The organism is Aeromonas sp. 604176, assembly GCF_049170755.1.
In the GTDB taxonomy this organism is placed as follows: domain Bacteria; phylum Pseudomonadota; class Gammaproteobacteria; order Enterobacterales; family Aeromonadaceae; genus Aeromonas; species Aeromonas veronii_A.
On sequence record NZ_JAAKNE010000072.1, the window covers coordinates 1 to 21,974 of the forward strand.

The following is a 21,974-nucleotide window of genomic DNA, read 5'->3' on the forward strand; positions in this document are numbered from 1 at the left end:
GTCAGCAACGGCAGTCTGAGCTTTGCGGTGCCCGCCTATTCGGCACGGGTCTGGGTACTGAACGGCCCGGGCAAGGTGGGCGTTGACGGTAAATATCTCAAATAAGGAAAGCCTGTAACAGTGTGCAGCGAGTCGGCCTTGGGGTCGACTTTTTTATGCCGCATATCAAGGGATAGAGGGAGATGGACCAGACGGGGAAGGCAATAAGCAGTAGCGTCGACATCGCTTGGGAGCAAGCGGCATCCGAGGGTGGCTTGCTCTGTTATGGTGCTTTCGCCCCAAAGTGGTGCGCATCATCGACATTGGCAGCAGGAACCCACCTTGGAGAAATATGCCGTATCCACCCTATGCCCCTCCTGTGACGAGCATGATTCATGCTGCCATGTGGCACCATATCAACATGATCCACTTAATAACGGGCTTTAAAAGGGGAGATGGTGAGCTGCCTTCAGTATGGCTGGTCAAACATGCTGATGCAGCCTGATGTTTGTCCCATGAATGGGTGTGTTGCTCCTGTTATAGGCAGAATGTCGGAATTTAAATTTGATTTTTCAGCTTATCCTGGATGCTTGTGTTGATTGGCGCTTTTTTTGCTGAGTCTTGTGATGTTGACAGGGGGACCGGCAGGGGAAATGGCCAGGGCGCCCGAGTATGCCGACCCCTTCGGCCCAGTGACTGGTGCCCTGATGTCACAGCAAACATGGAAAGGAGTCATATGGAAAGTGAAATGACCATGTCGCCCGTGCCGGCGACCAAAGCCCTGGCCCACACCCTCAAGGACGATGTTTACGGCATGGTGCTCGGGGTCATGTTTATCGCGGTCGGTCTCAACCTGCTCAAGTGTTCCGGCATGATCACCGGTGGCATCGCGGGCATCGCCCTGCTGCTCGCCCATGTCAGCAGTTTGCCCATCGGGGTTCTGTTCTTCATGGTCAACATGCCCTTCATGGTGTTTTGTTACTTCACCATGGGGCGCGCCTTCACCATCAAGACGCTGATCGTCAACGTTACCCTCTCGGCGGCCACCCAGGCGGTACCGCTGCTGCTGACGGTGAGCTATGTCCACCCACTGTTTGCCGCCTTGGTAGGGGGGACCTTTCTCGGCATGGGGGTGTTGTCTCTGGCGCGCCACAATGCCTCCGTGGGTGGCACCGGGGTGGTGACGCTCTGGCTGCAACGGCGCGTTGGCATCAACGCGGGAAAGAGCCAGATGGTGCTTGATGTGCTGGTGTTTGCACTCTCCCTGCTCACCTTGCCACTGCCCTTGCTGCTCTGGTCCACCCTGAGTGCGCTGGCGATGAACGCCATGCTGATGAATTGGCACAAGCCAGGTCGCTATCAGGGAAACTGAACACCCGGCTGCACATAATTGGATCATTGAAAATGCTGTTCCGGGAGGTTGGAGGGAGAAAGGGGCTCAACGACAAAAAAGATCATCTTGTCGTGAAAAAAGGCATGATTACAGCTGAATTTATTAGTTTTTTGCGCCGTTGGCCGCCTAAAAGAGGGCTATGCCATAAAAAATTCAAAAAACTTCTTTACCAGTGACCAATGCGTGAGTAAACTTCGTCGGCAATATTTTACACCCCCACTTCCTCAACGGTGAGATATTGCCATGCTCAGGATTGCCAAAGAAGCGTTAACCTTCGACGATGTACTGTTGGTTCCCGCCCACTCCGAAGTTCTTCCCAATACTGCCGATCTGCGTACCAAGCTGACCTCCGCCATCAGCTTGAACATCCCGATGATCTCCGCTGCCATGGACACTGTGACCGAAGCCCGTCTGGCTATCGCACTGGCCCAGGAAGGCGGTATCGGCTTTATCCACAAGAACATGTCCATCGAGCAGCAGGCTGCCGAAGTGCGCAAGGTCAAGAAGTACGAGAGCGGCGTGGTCACTGACCCCGTCACCGTGCGCCCTGACATGACCATCGCCCAAATCAAGGAGCTGAGCCACAAGAATGGCTTCGCCGGTTACCCCGTGGTGACTGACGGCAATCAGCTGGTCGGTATCATCACCGGCCGTGACGTGCGCTTCGTGATTGACCTCTCCCAGACCGTTGAACAGATCATGACCCAGAAAGATCGTCTGGTCACCGTGCGTGAAGGGGCCCCTCGCGAAGAGGTGGTTGCCCTGATGCAAAAGCACCGTATCGAAAAAGTGCTGGTGGTGAACGCCGACTTCAAACTCAAGGGCATGATCACCGTTAAAGATTTCCAGAAAGCCGAGCGCAAGCCCCACGCCTGTAAAGATGACAAGGGTCGTCTGCGGGTCGGTGCTGCGGTTGGTGCCGGTGCCGGCAACGAAGAGCGCGTCGCTGCGCTGGTAGAAGCCGGTGTAGACGTGCTGCTGATCGACTCCTCCCACGGCCACTCCCAGGGCGTGCTGGATCGCATCAAGGCTACTCGCGACGCCTATCCGGATCTGCAGATTATCGGTGGCAACGTGGCGACCGCCGCGGGCGCCAAGGCGCTGGCTGCTGCCGGTGTCAACGCCGTCAAGGTCGGTATCGGCCCGGGCTCCATCTGTACTACCCGTATCGTGACCGGTGTCGGTGTGCCCCAGATCACTGCCATCTCCGACGCCGTTGACGCGCTGGAAGGCACCGGTATTCCGGTGATTGCCGATGGTGGTATCCGCTTCTCCGGCGACATCGCCAAGGCCATTGCCGCGGGCGCCAGTTGCGTCATGGTGGGCTCCATGTTCGCCGGTACTGAAGAAGCGCCGGGCGAGATCGAGCTCTATCAGGGTCGCTCCTTCAAATCCTATCGTGGTATGGGTTCTCTGGGCGCCATGTCCAAAGGCTCCAGCGACCGCTACTTCCAGACCGACAACGCCGCCGACAAGCTGGTACCGGAAGGTATCGAAGGCCGCGTGCCGTACAAGGGTCGCCTCAAAGAGATCATCCACCAGCAGATGGGCGGCCTGCGCTCCTCCATGGGCCTGACCGGCAGCGCCACCATCGACGACATGCGCACTAAAGCTGAATTCGTGCGCATCTCCGGCGCCGGGATGAAAGAGTCCCACGTCCACGATGTGACCATTACCAAAGAAGCCCCCAACTATCGGATGGGCTGATAAAACGGGGCCCTGCGCCCCGTTTTTCCACCCTTTTTTTATCCCGTGCCCTTTGTGACAACATCAGCCTGATGCAGGAATAAAATGACTAAAGACATTCACCAGCACCGTATCCTTATCCTCGACTTCGGTTCCCAGTACACCCAGCTGATCGCCCGCCGTGTGCGCGAAATCGGCGTCTACTGCGAACTGTGGGCCTGGGACGTAACCGAAGAGCAGATCCGCGAATTCAATCCGAGCGGCATCATCCTCTCCGGCGGCCCCGAGTCCGTCACCGAAGCGGGCAGCCCGCGCGCCCCCGAGTATGTGTTCAACGCCGGTGTCCCTGTGTTCGGTATCTGCTATGGCATGCAGACCATGGCCGAGCAGCTGGGTGGCAAGGTGCAATCCTCTACCGAGCGTGAATTCGGTTACGCCAAGGTGGAAGTGCTCGGCGAAGCTGGCAAGAGCAGCGCCCTCTTGCGCAACATCGAAGATGCCATCGCCGACAACGGCAATGCCCTGCTGGATGTCTGGATGAGCCACGGTGACAAGGTCACTACCATTCCGGCCGACTTCACCACCATCGCCCGGACCCCGACCTGCCCCCACGCGGCCATGGCGTGTGAGGCCAAGCGTTTCTACGGCGTGCAGTTCCACCCGGAAGTGACCCACACCCGTCAGGGTGCCCGCATGCTGGAGCACTTCGTCAAAGACATCTGCGGCTGCGAGTGCCTCTGGACCCCGGCCACCATCATCGACGACGCCGTTGCCCGCATCCGCGAGCAGGTGGGTGACGATGAAGTGATCCTGGGCCTCTCCGGCGGGGTGGACTCCTCCGTGGTTGCCATGCTGGTGCACCGTGCCATCGGCGATCGCCTGACCTGCGTCTTCGTGGACAACGGTCTGCTGCGCCTGAACGAAGGCACCCAGGTGATGGAGATGTTTGGTGACCACTTTGGTCTGAACATCATCAAGGTCGACGCGGAAGAGCGCTTCCTCTCTGCCCTGGCCGGTGTTGACGAGCCGGAAGCCAAGCGCAAGATCATCGGCCGCGTCTTCGTTGAAGTGTTCGACGACGAAGCGAAAAAGCTGAAAAACGCCAAGTGGCTGGCACAAGGCACCATCTATCCGGACGTTATCGAATCTGCTGCCAGCAAGACCGGCAAGGCCCACGTCATCAAGTCTCACCACAACGTCGGCGGCCTGCCGGAAGAGATGAAGATGGGTCTGGTCGAGCCGCTGCGCGAGCTGTTCAAAGACGAAGTGCGCCGCGTTGGCCTCGAGCTGGGTCTGCCCTACGACATGCTCTACCGTCACCCGTTCCCGGGTCCGGGTCTGGGTGTGCGCGTTCTTGGCGAAGTGAAGAAAGAGTACTGCGATATTCTGCGCCGCGCCGATGCGGTCTTTATCGAAGAGCTGCGCAAAGCCGACCTCTACAACCAGGTCAGCCAGGCGTTCGCCGTCTTCCTGCCGGTGCGCTCCGTTGGCGTCATGGGCGATGGTCGCAAATATGACTGGGTCATTGCGCTTCGCGCCGTCGAGACCATCGACTTTATGACCGCCCACTGGGCTCACCTGCCGTACGACTTCCTCGGTCACGTATCGAACCGCATCATCAACGAGATCAATGGTATCTCCCGCGTGGTGTACGACGTCTCCGGCAAGCCGCCCGCAACCATCGAATGGGAATAAGCGGCTCGCGCCCTTCTACCCTTCGAGCATAAAAATGCAAAAAGACGCCCTTGAGGCGTCTTTTCTTTTCTCAATCGTTTGCGCCACACATCTTCTTTTTTCGAGCAGCTTTTTTGCCACCTTGCCCCTGTCATATGTGACAGGGGCATTATTGCCATCCCGCACTAGGCTCTCTCATGCCAATTGAGCCTGCTATCAACAGCAGCTCGTGGCTGGGGGGAGGGCTGAGCCAGTTGCAGATAGCTGCGCAAACGGGCCCATCGTTATCGCGCCAACCGGCAGTGATGACACCCCGGTGGAGACCGGAAACCACTTGAATCAACGGGGCGCAGCCCGAACGGCCAAACGAGTCGGGATCATAGAGCACGGAGAGTTTGATATGTCAGAACAAGCAGTGTTGGTGGGTGGATGGACCGCATATCACAAGCTGACCGCCGAGGATCAGGTGGTATTTGATCAGGCGCTGAAAGGATTTGTCGGGGTGCAGTATGTACCCTTTGAAGTCTCCACCCAGGTGGTGGCTGGCACCAACTACCGCTTCAAGTGCAAGAGCACTGTGCCACTTGCCAAACCAATCCATGGCGAAGCCGTGGTGCAGATCTTCAAATCACTGGACGGGGATGCCCATATCACCTCCATCACCCCGATCTGATTGCGTTGCGGGGCAAGGCGGGGAGGGGGAGAGATCTCCTAACCGGTTTGCTCCAGACTCCAGATAAAAGAAAGACGCCTTAGGGCGTCTTTTCTTTTTCCAATTGTTCGTGTGGTAAAGTGTCTTTCCTAAGACAGCAAGTCACATAGAAAGGAGAAGTCGATGGCGAGTAAACCTTCGGCGATGAAGATGCCCGAGTTATTGGTTTTCGCGAGGATGCTCTTTATTGGCTTTGTTGGAGCTGAAGTTGCACGTATCTTTTTCCTCTTGGGAAATAGCTTCGCACTGCAAATTGTAGACGTTTCTCTATACCTAAAGGCAATTGGAATAATAACTGGTTTAGGTATCTGTCTGCTTTACGCTGTCAAGCGAAATGCTCATTTGACAACTATGCGTATACTTCGTAGTTATCGTATTGATTTACTTGCAGGTGTAGTTATTGGCGCTTGGTCAAGCAATTTAGCCTCACCTTGGCTTGCAAAGCTACATGCAGCGTTCAAATCCGCTGACCCACATTGGGCTCCTGCTATTCTTATTTTTTTCTGCGTTATGTTTCTCTCACCAATTTTGCAAAGTAGAACACGCGCTGGAAAACAGACGTCTCAGCTCTATTTCATAGCAGATGAGGAAATTGATGATAAAAGGGACGATCTCCTGACAAACGAACTTCAGGCTAAGTCTTTTGCTGAGACTGTGCTTGCATGTGACTCCCATCCAGGGTTGGTCTTTGGGGTTGATGGTCCATGGGGTGTAGGTAAAACAAGTTTTATTAATCTGGTTGAGCGTTATTGGGAAGATGCTGGTGACAAGGTTCTTGTTTGTCGATTCGAGCCGTTACGCTATGCCTCTGAACCTGATCTTGCTGACCGCCTAATTCGCGATCTATCCGCGGTGATTCAAGACAAGGTATTTTCGCCAGAATTTAGACCGGCAGCTTCTAGATATTCCCGTCTCATAAAAGGAAAAGCAGATGTTTCATTCTTCGGGTTCAAGCTTTCGCTAGAGCCTTCTCAGGAAACGATCGATGAACTTCTCGATGACATTGATGATGTTTTGCGCCGCATCGATCGACGTGTAATAATCGTAATTGATGATCTAGACCGTTTGGACACGAAAACGATAAATAATGTTTTATTCGCAACGCGGAGGACGTTCAAGTTATCTCAGGCAACATATGTTCTTTGCTATGATACGGAAGTTCTTACTGGGAAAAATGAGGAAGGGGAAAGAGCACGCGAGTTTTTGGAGAAATTTGTAACAGTCAAGCTAAGCCTATTCGTTGATAGCTCTAGTCTTTGCGATTTTTTGCGACGTGATTGGGCGCGCGATGAAAACAAGCTTGGTTCGGTACCCTCTGACACTATGATAAAACTAGGTGTCGTCCTCAACGAATTAGCGGATATTCTAGGGAGTAACTTGGCGGCAAATTATCAACCGTTAGTTGGAAGTTTGCGTAAACTAAAACGATTTGTTAATGCGATGCTCTTGATGCAGATAGAGAAAACTGACTTGGGTAGAACAGACTTTCATAAGCGTGATCTTATCAACCTGATGTTATTGCATTTGAATTACCCCGGGCTGTTTCGACGTATATATGCAGAAGAAACAGAAGGACGAAGCGGTTCTTTCTCATTACGACGAGAATACGGAGATAAAGAGTTCAAAAACGCCGAGACGTTTGCTCTATTAAAGGATGAAGTACCGCCTCCTGCTTGGTTCTTGTTATCCCAGTTATTTGACAAAAATATTTTGGATAACGGCTTCGGTAGTAATGTAGATGAGGCAGAGCGTCGAACTAGAGCGTGCTTTAATAGTGGTGGCTTTAGGAATTTAGAGGCATACCTCAAACTCATTGTTCGGTTTGCTACGCCAGAACCACAACAGACATTTATCCTGTACCAAAATGCAGTGGCACGGGTCAAAAATGGGGAGGAGATTGCTTTAATACTAACAACACCATATTTTGAGTTGGCGTGTGGTGAGTATTCTCATGATCAGTTTTGGCGGGTTTTAGTCAATCAATCTCATGAACTCACTAATATACAAGCAGAAGGCGCTATAGATGCGCTTATTGAGTATATACCATACTACTCATCATTTAATAATGGCGATCAGGGGTTACGTCAGCGAGCCATTTACTCTTTATTGCGATTATTGGATAATGTTGGTTGGGGAAGAGGGTCTGGTCGGCGTTTATCAAACATTAATGAAAATATTATAGAGATAGCGTGGCGGCTATTTGGAGAATATACCTATAAAGGTAATGGTATACTGGAAAAACTTATAAGTTCTGAGCGTGGTGTCCTTGGTTGGTATGACCTCATGATATTCAGACTTGAGTGCTCGGCTGATCGTGGTGGGCAGCTTTACAATTTACAGAGAGCACTTATTATACATCAGAATAATAGTGCGTCCACTTCAGGATTAGTCAGCGATCTAGCTTTGATAGAGATGAGGAAACTCTCACAGAATATATTTTCCATATTCAAGCGAACTTATATTGACAAGCGGCGTAACTTTTTTGCTGAGGTCGATGATGTATCTGTAGAGGTGTTTCTTGGTGTTGCTTTTATGGAAAAAATCGAAGACGCATTACAAGAACCTCTATTATCAGAAGAAAACTCATTATCTCGAAGAGTTGCTATTACACGTAATATAATCAAAGTATTTGTTATCTATCAACTTAGTAACACGAATCCCCCCAATGGCTCAGGCGTAGGTTGTGGATATTATGATGAGCGTGAGAGTGGTGATAATGGTGGGATTGCCAAGTTGATGAATAACTACGTATTTGATGTTTGCTTCAATCCCGAGACCGATAGAGAAAACATATTTTTCTTCCTTGATTATTGTTTGTCACAACTTAGCAGTACATTCTTTTCTGGGAGTGATGACGACGCCTACATTGCAACCAGAGAAAAACTTCCAGGTGGTTTAAATCCAGTTGCTATGGGTAAATATTGGGCTAAATATCGCGAGCTAATCCGAGGACTTCAGCTAAATACTAGAGAGAGATGTGTTTTTACATCAAATTATACAGCCTTCTATCGTGATGATCTTGATGGAGTATTCGCAGTGCTTGATGAACTGGCTGCGGAATGTTCTGTGTCATGATTGATTACTCGTTACAGTACCGTAGGGGCAATGAATTTGCATTCTACGTGTTTCGTTAATCCGCAGGGGTGAGGTGGCTGAGCCCCGAGCTTGGCCAAAGCAACAAAAGGGGCGATTTGCGCCCCGATTCTTCTGATCTCCCTGCTGTATATCGCCGCATGTTGTCTGGCGCTGCCTGATTGTCTGCTGACTCATTACCAAAATTCCTTTTTTCCTCATCAGGCGGGCTGAAAAAAGCCACCTTTACTCATACCTCGCCGCTTCCCAGGCGTGTATCGCCTGTTTGCGGGTCTCGCCCCAGTGATAGCCGCCGAGTTTGCCGTTTTGCTGGATGACCCGGTGACAGGGGATCATCAAAGCGACGGGGTTGGCGCCCACCGCCAGCCCCACGGCGCGGGCGGCCTTGGGGTTGCCGACGGCGCTTGCCACCTGGGCGTAGCTCACCACCTTGGCGGGCGGGATCTGCAGCAGCGCCCGCCAGACGCTGATCTGGAAGTTGGTGCCGCTCACGTGCAAGGAGATGGGACGATCCGGCGCCTTGCTGCCATCAAACATGGTGTGGATGACCCCTTGGGTGCGTGATGGTGCCTCCCGCAACTCCGCCTTGGGCCAGCTGTGGGCGAGGGCGGCCAGCGGCGTCTCTGGGGTCTGGTCATCGAGAAACGAGAAGTTGCACACCCCCCGCGGGGTCAGGGCGACGAATGCCTGGCCGAAGGGGGTGTCGTGCACCCCGTGATCGATAACCAGCCCGGCCCCGCGCTGCTTGTACTCGCCCGGTGTTACCGCTTCGAGTTGCACAAAGTGATCGTAGAGCCGCGAGCCGCTGCTAAGGCCCAGGGTATCGGCCACCTCAAGCAGCGGGCGCGACTCCTGCAACAGCGCCTTGGCCCGCTCCAGGGTCAGCACCTGCAGATAGCGTTTGGGCGTCACTCCGGCCCAGCGGCTGAACAGCCGCTGGAAGTGAAAGGGACTTAAGTGTACGTGCGCCGCTATCTCGTCCAGAGTGGGCTGACGCTCCACCTGACTTGCGATAAAACGGATGGCATCGGCGATGCGGGCGTAATCAGACATAAGGCGCTCTCACGATAAGGTTTCGGTCGCAGGATCTTGGGGGCGACAAGGTCATGTGCGACAAATTGATACCCCACCATCGGCCAGCAGGGCAATGCCGGTGGTAAAGCTGGATGCATCGGACGCGAGATAAAGGGCCGAGCGGGCGATCTCCTCCGGCTGGGCCAGCCGTTTGAGGGCATGCATATTCTGCACAAAGGCGAGGCTCTCTGGCGTATTGGCAAAAGCCCGCCCCATGGGAGTGTCGGTCCCCCCCGGCAGCAGGGCGTTGACCCGCACCCCTTGTGCCCCATATTCGGCAGCCAGCACCCGGGTCAGACCAAGCAGGCCCGCCTTGCTCGCGGCATAGGCCGCCATGCCGGGCAGCCCCAGGGTATGGCCGACAAAGGTGGAGGTAAAGATAAGCGAGCCGCCGCCGCGAGCCTGCATGGCGGGGATCTGGTACTTGGCTCCCACAAAGGCGCTGGTGAGGTTGGTATCCAGAATTTCCTGCCACTGCGCCAGTTCAAGGTCCTTTACGCTGCCCGGCGTGCCAGTGGTACCTGCGTTGTTGAAGGCGATATCGAGCCCCCCGAAACGGGTTAGCGCGAGATCAACAAGAGCGCGGGCGTAAGTCTCGCTTTTCACATCTCCCGCCAGACTCACCGCCTGGCCCCCCTCGTGGCGGATCTCCTCCACCAGCAGATCCAGCTCGGGCTGGCGGCGGGCGCCGACGACGACGCTGGCCCCTTCGCGGGCAAACAGGATGGCGCTGGCGCGACCGATACCGGAGCTGGCGCCGGTGATGATGGCGACCTTGTTGGACAGTAATGACATGGCAGTTCCCTCGCTGAGTGTGTTGTGCGCCAGATTAAGAGGCGCACAAAGTTGGCAGTGGATTGGAACCCCAATAGGTTCCAACCGACTTGGGTTTGGCCCCCACTATGGCAACCACTCCTTGCTGGGACGACCCGAATCTTGCTCTCTTTCTCTCCAACTTGTTTTGCTACATGTCGATACAGGCCTTTGCGGCAACAAAAGGGGCGAACTGCGCCCCGAATTCTTTATAATGCCCCCCTTTAAAACCGCCGGCTCCAGGTGCGGCGCGCCCTGTGTGCTGCAGTGAGGGGCGAGAGCCCCGGCGTCATGGTGGCTGCGTGCATCATCAAATCCGTCTGGCAGGGCATTGACGGCGGCTTATGGCCGTTGCAATCAACAGCCACGCTCCTGGATCAATAGCCCGTCATCTCCAGATAGCCGACCCCCTTGGCATCCCCCGAGACAGAGACCGCGCCCTCCCAGTAGTCAAAGCGACCTGTCATGGCCTGATTGGGCTGACGGGCTTTGATGGTGAGGCTCATTCCGGCGGCGCTTAATTGCCACTCGACGGGGTAATCCTGCCCCTTGGGGCCGCGCCAGGTGTTGCCCGGCGTAAGGCGAATCGCGTCGGGGGCGAGCGCCCGGCTGCTGCCGTCCCGCTCAATCAAAATGCCGTAGCGGTTCTCAGGCTCAGTGCGTCCCGATTTGGTGCGCAGGCGAAACAGCATCAGTTCGCGGCCATCGGCCAGTTGCAGCGAAAACCAGTCCCAGCCCGATTGCCACTCGGCCAATACCGAGCTGCTCCACTCGTGATCAAACCACCCTTGTCCGGTGACGGTGCGGGTCTCGCCATCGCGGATCAGCGTGCCGCGAAGAGTGAGGCGCGGGTAGGAGTAGTAAAAGGAGGCGTTGCCCGGGCTCTTCTCGCTGTAACCGGCCTTGCCTTGTAGCACCAGCGGCTTGGCGGCGGTGACAGTGAGGTTCAGCTCGCCAATCTTGCTCTGCACCTTGAGGGTGGCGGGGAAGAGCGCTGCCCCTTGGGAGGCAAGCCGCCACTCCCTGAGCCAATATTGGCCGCCGCTGGCCCCCGCCAACCCCGGCCCCTGCCGACTGGCCCGTTCATCTTGCTGGTGGCTGCCACGGTCGAGATCCGTGATGGCAAACTGGGCCAGCCAGAGCTGGGGGGTGAGCCAGGGGTTGCTGGTGCGGAGTTCTTGTTCAATCCCCTGGCGAAACAGGGTCCACTGCATGCCATATTCGCGCCCCTGCTCATCCTTGAGGTTGCCGGTGAGATACCACCACTCGGAGCGGTAATCGGGGTGAGAGGTGTGATCCTCCGGCAGTTTTATTGTTTGCCCCGGCAGCACCTTTTTAAAGCTGTCGTTGCCTCCGCCGAGCAGGGCGCCCAGATCGCTGGCCTGCACGCTGTCGATCATGGCAATCAGCGGGAGCAAGAGGGCGGTGAGCCACAGGGGCCGTAAGGAGGATAAGCTTCCCCTCACCCTGGCCCTCTCCCAAAGGGAGAGGGGATGGTTCAATGCCGCACTGTGATCTTCTCTGCGCTGAAGAAAGGGCGGAGAGAGGGAAGTGGTCAATGGGGTCTTCCAACCATGGCTGAGCCAGTGCGCTAACCGATATCTCATACCACTCTCCTTGCCGCATACCAGGATGCCAATGCGCCACAGACCGGTGCCAGCAACAGGGCGGTGACCGCATGAAGGGGGGCGGCCTCGAAGGCGAGGCGCCAACCAAAGGCGCGGGGGTTGACCACCTCGATCAGCACCCAGGCGAGGCCATATCCCACCGGCAGAGCCAGCAGGGCGGTGAGCAGCCCCAATCCCGCTCCTTGCCACACCAGCAGCTGGCGGCAGTGGTGGGGGCTCAAACCCAGACTTTGCAAGGTCTGCAGCTCGCCACGGCGCGCCAGCCCCAGCACCATAAAGGCCGAGCCAATGCCGACAAAGGCGATGCCGAGGATCAGCAGTTTCAATAGCTCGGTCACCACAAAGGTTTGGTCAAACACCTTGAGCGCCGCGCTGTGGATGGCGGGGGCGGAGAGCAGGTTTAGCTGCTCGCCAAAGCGCTCGCGCAGGCGGTCGGCCAGCTGCTCGGGGTCGTTGCTAAAGAGGGCGAGGGATTGCACCGCCCCCCCTTCGAAGGCGTGCAGGATCTGTCCCTTGTCGCTGCCGTAGTCCTGATAGACGCCGGTGACGGTGAACTGCCTTGGCTCCTGCTCGCCGCTGATCGCCAATGTCTGGCCCACCTTGACCCCCAGGCGCACCGTCAGCGGTTCGCTCGCCAGCACTTCGTCGGGACGGGTGGGCCAGCGCCCGGCCAGCAGCGGATAGGCTGCTTTAAGCTGGGGGATAAAATCCATCTGTGCCCACTCGATGGGCTGCCCCTGCCAGCGGGCAGGATGCACCGAGCGGCGCGAGGCGGCGCTCACCAGCGGATTGGCGAGCAGAGTCTTAAGGGTGGCGTCGCTCAAGGTGCCCTTGTTGCCCGCCACCCCCTTGGGGGCGGTGACATAGAGATCGGCGGCCAGACGCTGGCCGAGCCAGATCTCCACGCTGGAGCGAAAGCTCGACACCATGACCCCGATGCCGATGGCCGCCGCGATGGCCAGCTGCAACGCCATCACTGCGATGGCGGTGCGATCGAGGTGATAGAGGGTCTCGGCCACCCCGAGCCGTGCGGTGAGGGGGCCGCCCGCACGCCGTCGCAACCAGCCAAGCAGGCCGCGCAGGGCATCGGGCAGCCAGAGTGCCATGGCCAGCAGCCAGCCGCCGGCGATAAAGAGGGCGCCACTCAGACCTGTTTGTGGCAGCCACAGGCAGAGGGCGCACAGCAGCAGGATGGCGATGGCCAGCACGCGCCGTCGCCACGGGTGAGCGGGGGGGCGGCTGCTTCCCGCTCGCAGTTCGAGAGGGGATTGGCGCAGCAGTTGCCACCAGTCGGGCAGGTTGGCGGCCAGCGTGCCGAACAACCCGATCAACAGCGCCTTGAGCAGGCTCACAGGGGAAAGGCGCAACAGATCGATGGGGTTGGGGCCATAGAGATCGGCCAGCGCCTGGGTCAGTTGCCCCATCAAGGCGAGCGCCAACAGGCTGCCGAGCAGCACCCCGAGCAGGGTGCCGAGGGTGGCGAGAATAACGAGCTCCAGAATGAGCCAACGCAGTACCCGGCTCGGCCCCATGCCCAGAATGATCAACTGGGCCAGCTGGGGGCGGCGCACGCTCTGGACAAATCGCTGGGCGTTGAACACCAGAAACAATCCCACCGCCATGGCGAGCAATGACAGCGCCGTCAGATTGAGGGCCAGCGCATCGCCAAGCTGGCTGGCATCGAGCGCCGGGCTGATGGGCTCAAGCCACAAGGGCTGGTTCGGGTAATCGGTTTGCAGGGTGGCTTGCAGGGTGCGAGCCTCGGCGTCGCTTAGCTTGAAGACGATGCGATCGAGCCGACCCGCTTTGTCCAGCAGCGGTTGGGCGAGGCCAATATCGGTTATCAGCAGCCGTTCCATGGGCACGGCGCCCGGTTCAAAGGTGCCTGCCAGCGTCAGGGTCAGGGGGCGGGCGCTGGCGCCATCGCTGCCGCCCAGCACAAAGCGTCGGCTCTGGCCCGCTTGCCAGCCAAGGCGCTCTGCCTCGGGGGTAGCCAGCCAGATGCTGTCGGCGCGGTTTAAGGAGAACGCGGGCTCGCTCTCCCGAGTGGCGCCAAACAGCTGGCGCAGCGGGCCGGGGTTGAAGAGATCCATTCCCAGCAGTTGAAAGCTGCGCCCCTCTTCATCCTTGAGCCAGCCATGGAGCTGGGGCATGGCATCGAGGGCGGGCTGGCTGGTCACCAGCTGCACATAAAGCTGCTCATCCAGCCCGCCAGCAGGGGCCAGCCGGTAGTTGGCTTCCCCCGCCAGCTGGCTGCGGGCAGCGACAAAATTGGTGCGGGCACTGTGATTGAGCAGCTCGATGGCCACCACCAGCGACACCCCCAATACCAGCCCGGCCAGACTCATCAGCAGCAACCAGGGGTGGCTGCGATAGAGGCGCAGCAGCGCTTTGAGTGGCAGCATCAGCGTGACTCCGGCAGGCGCAGTCGCTGTTTAGTCATGGCGGGGCCCCTTGAGCTCGATAAGTTGCCCCCCTTCGAGGCGCAGCACCCTGTCGGCCAGGGCGGCATAGGCCGGGTTGTGGCTCACCAGCAGCAAGCCAGCACCGGTATCGCGTACCGCCGCCACCATCAACGCCATCACCTGTTCGGCATTGTGCTCATCGAGGCTGCCGGTGGGCTCGTCGGCGAGCAGCCAACCGGGCTGATGGATAAGGGCGCGGGCCAGCGCCACCCGCTGTCGCTGACCGCCGGAGAGTTGCTCCGGCCAGGCATGGCGCTTGTGGCTCATATCGAGCCGTTGCAGCAACTGGTCAATCCTGGCCTCATCCGGTGGCAGAGCGTTGATGGCCAGCGGCAGGGCCAGATTCTCGGCCACGTTGAGGGTCGGCAGCAGGTTGAAATCCTGATAGACGATGCCGAAATGGCGGCCCCGCAGGCGCGCCCGCTCGTCGGGGGAGCGGGTGTCGATCCGGGTCTCCCCCAGCCAGATTTCCCCTTCGTCCGGTGCAATCAGGCCGGCGATCAGATTGAGCAGGGTGGACTTGCCGCAGCCGCTTTGGCCCAGCAGCAGGGTGATCTCGCCAGCGGGGAGGGCGAGATCGAGATGGTGGAACAGCGGCAGTCGTTCACTGCCGTTATCGAAGCTCTTGCAGAGGTTGCGCAGGGTCAGCATGGGATAACCGTTTGATGGTCAATGGCTTTCATCATGCTTGGTACGCTAGCACGGCCAGCATTGATCAACACCCCTTACGGTTGATCAAGAGTGCCAGTTAGTGATCAAGGCGGCAAAAGAGCAGTGGATCCTCGCTGGATCCCGCTTGCCCGAGGTGGTTAGAATAGGGGCTTCCATGGGTCACAGGATGAGCAAGGATGTTACACAAGCAAGTCAGTTTTATCATCGATAGCAAGGGCAACAAGCAGGCTGCCGTCGTCCCCATCGAGATCTACAACGAGCTGATGACCCTGCAAAAGGCACTCTCCGACAACCGGCCGGGGGAGCGCGAGCTCTACCACTTCAACGGCAAGGGGGCCGAGGCCCACGGTTATCCGGTGGGCAAGCGGCAAAATCCGGGCTTTATGGTGCTGGCCGGTTCCACCGCCAATGGCGAGGATGCCGCCTCTTTGCGTGAAGCGGTGATCGAGCTGCGTCACGAGCTGCTGGAAAAGGGGGTCATAGTGCCCCGCAGTCAGGGCGGCTTTGTCTTTACCGCCGATCAGCTGTTCAACAGCCCGAGTCTGGCCGCCAGTCTGGTGGCGGGCAATAACCGCAGCGGTCTGGATGCCTGGCAGAACAGCGCAGGCTATACCCTCAAGCAGTCGGGTTTCGGCAAGAAATAATCCCGCGTTTCGACAGCAAACCAATTAAGCGTTAATTGACCTGGATGAATTTTTCTTTTCATCCAGGTGTTAGCATCATTGCCAGATGGTTCTAAAAGGAAGAGACCATGTCTGCGCTTACCCCAGTTATTTTGCTGCTGTCCCTGTTTATCCTTCCCGCCCATGCCAGTAGTGGCCCTGTTCTGTTGACATCCTCCTCAATCGGTCTTTTTTGTGTCGGATTGTTTGTGTTGGCCTACGCCCTGGTGATGGCTGAAGAGTATCTGCAACTGCGCAAGTCCAAACCCGTGCTGGTGGCCGCCGGGGTGATCTGGATCCTGATTGGTATCGCCTATGCACAGCAAGGGATGAGCCCTGTCGCCGAGCAGGCCTTCCGCCATACCTTGCTGGAATATGCCGAGTTGATGCTGTTCCTGCTGGTGGCGATGACCTATATCAACGCCATGGAGGATCGGCGGCTGTTCGATGCCCTGCGCGCCTGGCTGGTGCGATCCGGCTTTCACTTGCGCACCCTGTTCTGGTTGACCGGCGGGCTTGCTTTTTGTATTTCGCCGGTGGCAGACAACCTGACCACTGCGCTCTTGATGTGCGCCGTGGTGTTGAAGGTGGCCAACGGTGATCGGCGTTTTGTCAATCTTGCCTGCATCAACATAGTGATCGCCGCCAACGCCGGAGGGGCGTTCAGTCCCTTTGGCGATATCACCACCCTGATGGTGTGGCAGGCGGGCAAGGTGCAATTTGGCCAGTTCTTCACCCTGCTTATTCCCTCCCTGCTCAATTTTCTGGTGCCAGCCATCCTGATGAGCCAGATGGTGCCGCGTCATGTGCCGGAGGCTGATAACGAGGTGGTCGATCTCAAGCGGGGGGCCCGCCGCATCGTCGCGCTGTTCTTGCTGACCATCATCACGGCGGTGCTATGCCACAGTTTCCTCCATCTGCCACCCGTACTGGGCATGATGCTGGGGCTCGGTTATCTGCAGTTTTTCGGGTTTTATCTGCGCAAGTCGTTACCGCGCTCGCTGGCACGCAAACGGGCGCTCTATGAACGCAATGGTGATGAGGTGCGGTTGCGCAGTCTGGGTTCTGTGGTGCCATTTGACGTGTTCAACAAGGTGGCCAAGGCGGAGTGGGATACCCTGCTGTTCTTCTACGGGGTGGTGATGTGTGTCGGTGGGCTGGGCTTTATGGGCTATCTGGAGCTGGTGTCACACTGGTTGTATGACGGTGGGGATCCCACCATGGCCAACGTCTTCATCGGGGTCTTGTCCTCTGTCATCGACAACATTCCCGTGATGTTTGCCGTGCTGTCGATGAACCCGGATATGGCGCTGGGGCAGTGGCTGCTGGTGACCCTGACCGCCGGAGTGGGCGGCAGCCTGCTCTCCATCGGCTCTGCAGCCGGGGTGGCCCTGATGGGACAGGCCCACGGCATGTATACCTTTTTTGGCCACCTGAAGTGGCTGCCTGCCATCTTGCTCGGTTATCTGGTGAGCATAGGGGCGCACCTCTGGCTCAACAGCGCCCAGTTCTGAACGTCTGGCCGCCAGTACGAAAAGAGGCTTCCGTTGACGGAAGCCTCTTTCGTTTTTCTGAGCGGGGGGAGGGGGGTCAATCGCCTCGCTTGCCGGTCAGCAGCCAGTAACTCAGGGTGGAGCCCACGCCGCAGCAGGCGATGGCGATGGCCATGGGCAGCGGCGAGTGGGGCGGATTGAGGTTGACCAGAATGCCGACCAGGGCGCCGATGCCAAAGCGCAGGGTGCCCGCCAGTGCCGAGGCGGTGCCCGCAGATTGCGGGAAGTGGCCCATCAGGCCGGTCATGGCGTTGGCGCCCACCAGACTGATATGACCGACAAACAGCACCACCGGAATGACGATGCCCCACAGGCCGCCGGTCTGGCTCCAGGCGTTATAGACCAGCAGAGCGCCCGCGCAGGGCAGCACCAGCAGGCCGTATTGCAGCATCCGTTCGGCGCCCACCCCTTTCACCAGTCGGCTGTTGACGAAGGTGACCACCATCATCAGCAGGATATTGAGACCAAACAGCCAGCCGTAGTGCTCGGTCGGCACCTTGAAGTACTCGATATAGACGTAAGGGGAGCCGCTTAAGAAAGCGAACATGCCGGAGCTGGAGAGGGAGCCGCACAGCACATAACCCATGGCGCCGCGATGGGAGAGCACCCCCCAGTAGTTCTTGAGGATCTGGCCCAGATTAAGAGGTTGGCGGTGCTCGGGTTTCAGGGTCTCCTGAATTTTCCACTGCATTACCAGACAGATCAGTAGGCTGATCCCCACCAGCAGCCAGAAGATCACCCGCCAGTCGGCGTGGGCACTGATATAGCCGCCCACCACAGGCGCCACCAGCGGCGCCAGGGTCATCACCAGAATGACGAACGACATGGCGCGAGAAAACGAATCCTTCTCGAACAGATCGCGCAGCAGGGCATTGACCACCACAGAGCCCGCCGCACCGCCCGCCGCTTGCAACATCCGATAGGCCAGCAATTCGGGCAGGGAGTCTGCCATGGCGCAGCCCACCGAGGCGATGGCAAACATCACCAGCCCCGCCAGGATCACCGGCTTGCGGCCATAGCTGTCAGCCAGCGGGCCGTAGAACAGCTGGCCGATGGCAAAGCCGCCCAGAAAGGCGCTGATGGTGAGCTGGGCGCCGTCGATGCTGGTGGCCAGATCCCGGGCGATGGCCGGAATAGCGGGCAGATACATATCCACCGCCAGCGGGGTCAGACCCGCCAGAGCGCCGAGCAGGATAAACAGGAAACGGGGGGAGAGGGCGGCAGCCTGAGCTGTTGGCGATTGGGGCATAGGGTATCCGCTGGTGAACCTTGGTTGAAAAAAGGAGAAGTGCGAGTCTATCAGGTTTGCCCCCGCTCGGCATGACGTTCCTGCCCCCTCAAAAGGGGGAGGTGCCCGGCGGCTCAGCCACCTTGGGGTGCACGCTTGCGGTCATGGGGGCGCGCTGCGCGGATCACTCCCCCCAGCCAGAGCAGCCAGGCCAGCGACGAGATGGCGTACCCGAGCCGCTCCGGCCAGCGGGCGGTGAGGGTAAAGGTGAGGCTGTGTTGTCCGGCGGGCACCCAGACTTGCACCAGCCCGTTGCGGGTGCTGCTGACGCTCAGCGGCAGGCGCTGGTCGAGCCTTGCCTGCCAGCCCGGGTAATCAAACTGGTGCAGGATCAGTTTGGCGGGCGCCGGGGCATCCACTGTCAATTTGATATGGCGAGGCTGCCAGCACTGGATCTGCCAGTTCACCCCCTGATGGTCACTGGTGATGGCGGGCTGGAATTCCTCTTTCCAGGCCAGCAGGGTGGGGGCAAACATGCCGCGCGGTACCTGCTTTGGTCGGTATTCGCGGGCGCTGCGCTTGCTGTCGAACTCCCCGTCGAGCTGACTCTTTACGGGAGCCTGGGTGAGCGGCGCCTCGCGTACATAGAGTCCCTGCGAGAGCAGGGTGAGGGCAAGCAGTAGCCACCAGACCCACTGCCACGGGCGATAGGTGGGGGTACCCAGCGCCACCACGGCGACGGTAGCGATGACCAGCAGCAGATTGAGGCGCCAGGGAAATTGCACCAGTTGCAACGGAGTGAGCAGGCGCCACAGGGGCTCGCTTGGTGGCAGCATCATCAGAAAGCTCAGGGTGCCAATGACCCCCCAGAGCAGCAGCTCGGGATGGCGCGGCTCGCGGGCGGCAGCCCAAGCTACCAGCAGCAGAGCCAGGGTGAGCAGCGTCAGCCAGGCGAGATGGCCGCGAAAGCGCCAGTCATCACGGCTTTGGGGCAAACGATCGAGAAAGTTGCGCTGAAATTCGAACATGCCGGTGCGCATCTGCTCCATGGAGATCCCCCCCTGATCCAGCAGGGCGGGCAGCAGCAACAGGCTGGCCATCGCCAACCCCCAGAGCTGGCCCAGCAGGGTGCCAATGAGCGGGGAGGCGGTGACAGGGACACTGACAAGCGCTGTGCTCCCCTTGTAGCGCCAGACCAGCAGCAGGCTGCGCAGGGTGAGCAAGCCCAGAATGAGCAGGGTGCTTGGTAGATGGGAAAGCGTCAGCATGGAGACGGCCAGTGCGAGCAGCAGTAACGCAGAGGGGGCGCCGCGGCAGAGGCGATCCTGCGCCAGCAGTGCCAGCGGTGCCCAGACGAAGGCCCAGCTCTCCGCTAGGGCAAAGCGGGCGTAGATATCGATGGCCAGATGATAGGGCAGCGCCATATAGAGCAGACTGGCCGCCAGCGCCCGTCCGTTGCCGGCAAAGGGACGCAACCAGAGATAGGCAAACAGGCCGGAGAGCCAGAGTGCCACGCTGCTGCTCCAGAGCAGCGGCGTCATCGCCTCGTGGGCCAGTGGGGTGGGGCCGGCGAACAGGGCGCTCACATAGTAGGGCAGGGGGGGATAGAAGAAAAAGACCGGGCTGCCAAAGGCGCCGTTCATCTCCATCAACCAGCGCGGATAGAGTTCACCTTGCCACAGTTGCACGGCAAAGAAGTGACCGGAGAGCAGGTGGTGAAACAGATCATGGCCCTGACTGCCGCCACGCAGCCAGAATGGCAGCAACAGGAGGGCACAGGCCCCGGTCAGCACCGACAAAACCCACAGCCACTCTCTGGTTACACGCATAAGGAGACTCGTCTGTTATGGATGCGCAGTGAGTGTAACCGAGTTGCTCCCCTCTTTTTTAGTTGCCTTGGTTGGTTTTTATTCTCTTTCTGTGTTTCTTGTCACTTTCCCCATGGGTTGTCTGCAGTGAGGGAATGGCGAGCCAGAGTCCGGGCTCGGCGGCAAAGCGTGGGGCAAACCAGTGCTGGCGCACCGCGCTGGGCATTTCGTTCGCGGCGATGGGGCGGCGACTGAGGCGGCAGGCTCCTTGAGAGAGCGCTAGCGCCGCATCTCCCTTGTACCAGCCATCGGTGACGGCCAAGGATGTGGTTTCCCGCAGCAGCCGCACTCCCCACTGGGTCACCAGCGCCGGGCACGCTGTTTCTGCCAACCTTGCTGCCTGCACCATGGCGGGCGGACGGGGCAGGATGAAGATCGCGCCGAGCAGCAGCAATCCGGCCACCGCGACCACCCACTCGCCACGGCGCGGCAGCCAGCCTGCCAGCAGCACGATACCGAGCAGGGTGACGGGGGCCAGATGGCGGGGATTGTCGGGATTCTGGCCAAACAGGGTCCAGAGCAGCAGGGCGAGCCAGTAGAGCATCCAGAGCGGGGGGAGTGCGGCAGGGTGGTCTTTTGATCTTTGCCAAAGCGGCAGTACCAGCAGCGCCCCAACAGCCAAGGGCCAAAGCGGGGTAAGCTGATCGTCGAAGGTGCGCGCCCAGCTCAGCAGCCGATCGCCGTGAGCCGCCGCCGTGTTGCCCCACAGGGTAAAGTGGCCGTCGGTAAAGCGGCGCCCCTCGCCAAAATAGGCCCAGCCATCGGCCTGCCAGACAAACAGCAGGCTGATAAGTCCAACCAGTGCGATGGGGAGCACAAACCTGACTTGCGTGCCCTGCTGCGCCAGCCCGAGCCAAAGGGGCAGCAGGGCCAGCACAAAATAGGAGGGGCGCAGCGCCAGCATAAGGCCCAGCATGAGGCCCGCCAGCGCAATTCTTCGCTGCTGCAAGGTCAGCAGTGCCCCGAGCCAGGCGGCGAGTGCCGGCCCATCCGAAAGGCCTGAGAGGGCGAGCGTCGGGGTGAGCGGCAGGGCCAATACCAGCAGCCAGACTGGGGCCAAAAGGCTGGGCTGTTGCCACAGCCTTACCGCCAGCAAGGCGGCGAGCGGTGCCAGCAAACTGCTCCCGAGCAGGCTTGCCCACTGCACCGCACGTGCCGGATCGTCTACCAGCAGATTGATCAGCCGCGCCAGCCAGATAAAGGCGGGGTAGCCCGGAAAGTGGGGGGAGAACTCCAGCACGCTAAAGTGCGTCACCCCGTGGGCGAAATTGAGGGCATCGTCGGAATCGAGGGCTACCGGAAAGGCCAGCAGCCAGCAAAGCCAGGCCAGTTGCAGCAGAATGAGCAGCCAAATGGTGGTGGAGCAGGGGGAAGACCAACGCCGAGCCATTACCTTACCCCTCATCCCCAGCCCTTCTCCCGCAAGGGGAGAAGGGGGCAAACCAGCGTCCGGGTGCATTTATCGGCAGGCCGT

Annotated in this window: 15 protein-coding genes; 7 read left to right on the forward strand and 8 right to left on the reverse strand. The window is 58.7% G+C overall.

The annotated features are described in order from the left end of the window. Positions 1 to 715 precede the first annotated feature (715 nt). The 5 genes from G5358_RS13565 to G5358_RS13585 all read left to right on the forward strand — a co-directional run bounded on the left by G5358_RS13565 (position 716) and on the right by G5358_RS13585 (position 8,519). Positions 716 to 1,351 (forward strand): YitT family protein, encoded by a 636-nt coding sequence (locus G5358_RS13565; RefSeq protein ID WP_234933221.1) that lies wholly within the window; start codon positions 716 to 718, stop codon positions 1,349 to 1,351. A 264-nt stretch (positions 1,352 to 1,615) separates the two neighbouring features. Next, positions 1,616 to 3,079 (forward strand): IMP dehydrogenase, encoded by a 1,464-nt coding sequence (gene guaB / locus G5358_RS13570; protein WP_005360033.1) that lies wholly within the window; start codon positions 1,616 to 1,618, stop codon positions 3,077 to 3,079. Positions 3,080 to 3,163: 84 nt separating this feature from the next. Continuing rightward, positions 3,164 to 4,753 (forward strand): glutamine-hydrolyzing GMP synthase, encoded by a 1,590-nt coding sequence (gene guaA, locus G5358_RS13575; RefSeq protein WP_421324234.1) that lies wholly within the window; start codon positions 3,164 to 3,166, stop codon positions 4,751 to 4,753. A gap of 379 nt (positions 4,754 to 5,132) precedes the next feature. Next, positions 5,133 to 5,405: a hypothetical protein gene (locus tag G5358_RS13580; protein ID WP_421324235.1), complete on the forward strand. Its 273-nt coding sequence runs from the start codon at positions 5,133 to 5,135 to the stop codon at positions 5,403 to 5,405. Between the two features lie 162 nt (positions 5,406 to 5,567). Next, the gene (locus tag G5358_RS13585) at positions 5,568 to 8,519 is read left to right on the forward strand and encodes a KAP family NTPase (protein WP_421324236.1); all 2,952 of its coding nucleotides are present in this window, start codon (positions 5,568 to 5,570) and stop codon (positions 8,517 to 8,519) included. 243 nt (positions 8,520 to 8,762) lie between these two features. Here the strand turns inward: G5358_RS13585 and G5358_RS13590 are convergent, their stop codons facing one another. The 5 genes from G5358_RS13590 to G5358_RS13610 all read right to left on the reverse strand — a co-directional run bounded on the left by G5358_RS13590 (position 8,763) and on the right by G5358_RS13610 (position 15,168). After that, positions 8,763 to 9,590, reverse strand: coding sequence for a bifunctional transcriptional activator/DNA repair enzyme AdaA (locus G5358_RS13590; RefSeq protein WP_421324237.1), 828 nt, complete (start codon positions 9,588 to 9,590; stop codon positions 8,763 to 8,765). Positions 9,591 to 9,641: 51 nt separating this feature from the next. After that, on the reverse strand, positions 9,642 to 10,406 hold the full coding sequence (locus G5358_RS13595) for an SDR family oxidoreductase (RefSeq protein WP_421324238.1): 765 nt from the start codon (positions 10,404 to 10,406) through the stop codon (positions 9,642 to 9,644). 395 nt (positions 10,407 to 10,801) lie between these two features. Further along, positions 10,802 to 11,824, reverse strand: a complete 1,023-nt coding sequence (locus G5358_RS13600; protein WP_421324243.1) for a lipocalin-like domain-containing protein — start codon at positions 11,822 to 11,824, stop codon at positions 10,802 to 10,804. Between the two features lie 203 nt (positions 11,825 to 12,027). Further along, positions 12,028 to 14,457, reverse strand: coding sequence for an FtsX-like permease family protein (locus G5358_RS13605; RefSeq protein WP_421324239.1), 2,430 nt, complete (start codon positions 14,455 to 14,457; stop codon positions 12,028 to 12,030). Between the two features lie 30 nt (positions 14,458 to 14,487). Next, positions 14,488 to 15,168 carry an ABC transporter ATP-binding protein gene (locus tag G5358_RS13610; protein ID WP_216953836.1) on the reverse strand — a complete coding sequence of 227 codons (681 nt, stop codon included), beginning with the start codon at positions 15,166 to 15,168 and terminating at the stop codon, positions 14,488 to 14,490. 197 nt (positions 15,169 to 15,365) lie between these two features. Between G5358_RS13610 and G5358_RS13615 the strand changes: the two genes are divergently transcribed. After that, positions 15,366 to 15,833 (forward strand): DUF4357 domain-containing protein, encoded by a 468-nt coding sequence (locus tag G5358_RS13615; RefSeq protein WP_005333716.1) that lies wholly within the window; start codon positions 15,366 to 15,368, stop codon positions 15,831 to 15,833. A 107-nt stretch (positions 15,834 to 15,940) separates the two neighbouring features. Then, the gene (gene nhaD, locus G5358_RS13620) at positions 15,941 to 17,365 is read left to right on the forward strand and encodes a sodium:proton antiporter NhaD (RefSeq protein WP_421324240.1); all 1,425 of its coding nucleotides are present in this window, start codon (positions 15,941 to 15,943) and stop codon (positions 17,363 to 17,365) included. A gap of 76 nt (positions 17,366 to 17,441) precedes the next feature. Here the strand turns inward: nhaD and G5358_RS13625 are convergent, their stop codons facing one another. From G5358_RS13625 to G5358_RS13635, 3 genes are all read right to left on the reverse strand, one after another. Further along, entirely contained in the window at positions 17,442 to 18,653 is a 1,212-nt protein-coding gene (locus G5358_RS13625) for a Bcr/CflA family multidrug efflux MFS transporter (protein ID WP_203117957.1), read from the reverse strand. 113 nt (positions 18,654 to 18,766) lie between these two features. After that, positions 18,767 to 20,461: a hypothetical protein gene (locus tag G5358_RS13630; RefSeq protein ID WP_421324241.1), complete on the reverse strand. Its 1,695-nt coding sequence runs from the start codon at positions 20,459 to 20,461 to the stop codon at positions 18,767 to 18,769. Between the two features lie 58 nt (positions 20,462 to 20,519). Beyond that, positions 20,520 to 21,890: a hypothetical protein gene (locus tag G5358_RS13635; RefSeq protein ID WP_421324242.1), complete on the reverse strand. Its 1,371-nt coding sequence runs from the start codon at positions 21,888 to 21,890 to the stop codon at positions 20,520 to 20,522. Between the last annotated feature and the right edge of the window lie 84 nt (positions 21,891 to 21,974).

Bases quoted from the DNA above. Each gene is read 5' to 3' on its own strand.
- G5358_RS13565 (WP_234933221.1), top strand. From the start codon at position 716: ATGGAAAGTGAAATGACCATGTCGCCCGTGCCGGCGACCAAAGCCCTG.
- guaB (WP_005360033.1), top strand. From the start codon at position 1,616: ATGCTCAGGATTGCCAAAGAAGCGTTAACCTTCGACGATGTACTGTTG.
- guaA (WP_421324234.1), top strand. From the start codon at position 3,164: ATGACTAAAGACATTCACCAGCACCGTATCCTTATCCTCGACTTCGGT.
- G5358_RS13580 (WP_421324235.1), top strand. From the start codon at position 5,133: ATGTCAGAACAAGCAGTGTTGGTGGGTGGATGGACCGCATATCACAAG.
- G5358_RS13585 (WP_421324236.1), top strand. From the start codon at position 5,568: ATGGCGAGTAAACCTTCGGCGATGAAGATGCCCGAGTTATTGGTTTTC.
- G5358_RS13590 (WP_421324237.1), bottom strand. From the start codon at position 9,590: ATGTCTGATTACGCCCGCATCGCCGATGCCATCCGTTTTATCGCAAGT.
- G5358_RS13595 (WP_421324238.1), bottom strand. From the start codon at position 10,406: ATGTCATTACTGTCCAACAAGGTCGCCATCATCACCGGCGCCAGCTCC.
- G5358_RS13600 (WP_421324243.1), bottom strand. From the start codon at position 11,824: ATGATCGACAGCGTGCAGGCCAGCGATCTGGGCGCCCTGCTCGGCGGA.
- G5358_RS13605 (WP_421324239.1), bottom strand. From the start codon at position 14,457: ATGCTGCCACTCAAAGCGCTGCTGCGCCTCTATCGCAGCCACCCCTGG.
- G5358_RS13610 (WP_216953836.1), bottom strand. From the start codon at position 15,168: ATGCTGACCCTGCGCAACCTCTGCAAGAGCTTCGATAACGGCAGTGAA.
- G5358_RS13615 (WP_005333716.1), top strand. From the start codon at position 15,366: ATGTTACACAAGCAAGTCAGTTTTATCATCGATAGCAAGGGCAACAAG.
- nhaD (WP_421324240.1), top strand. From the start codon at position 15,941: ATGTCTGCGCTTACCCCAGTTATTTTGCTGCTGTCCCTGTTTATCCTT.
- G5358_RS13625 (WP_203117957.1), bottom strand. From the start codon at position 18,653: ATGCCCCAATCGCCAACAGCTCAGGCTGCCGCCCTCTCCCCCCGTTTC.
- G5358_RS13630 (WP_421324241.1), bottom strand. From the start codon at position 20,461: ATGCGTGTAACCAGAGAGTGGCTGTGGGTTTTGTCGGTGCTGACCGGG.
- G5358_RS13635 (WP_421324242.1), bottom strand. From the start codon at position 21,890: ATGGCTCGGCGTTGGTCTTCCCCCTGCTCCACCACCATTTGGCTGCTC.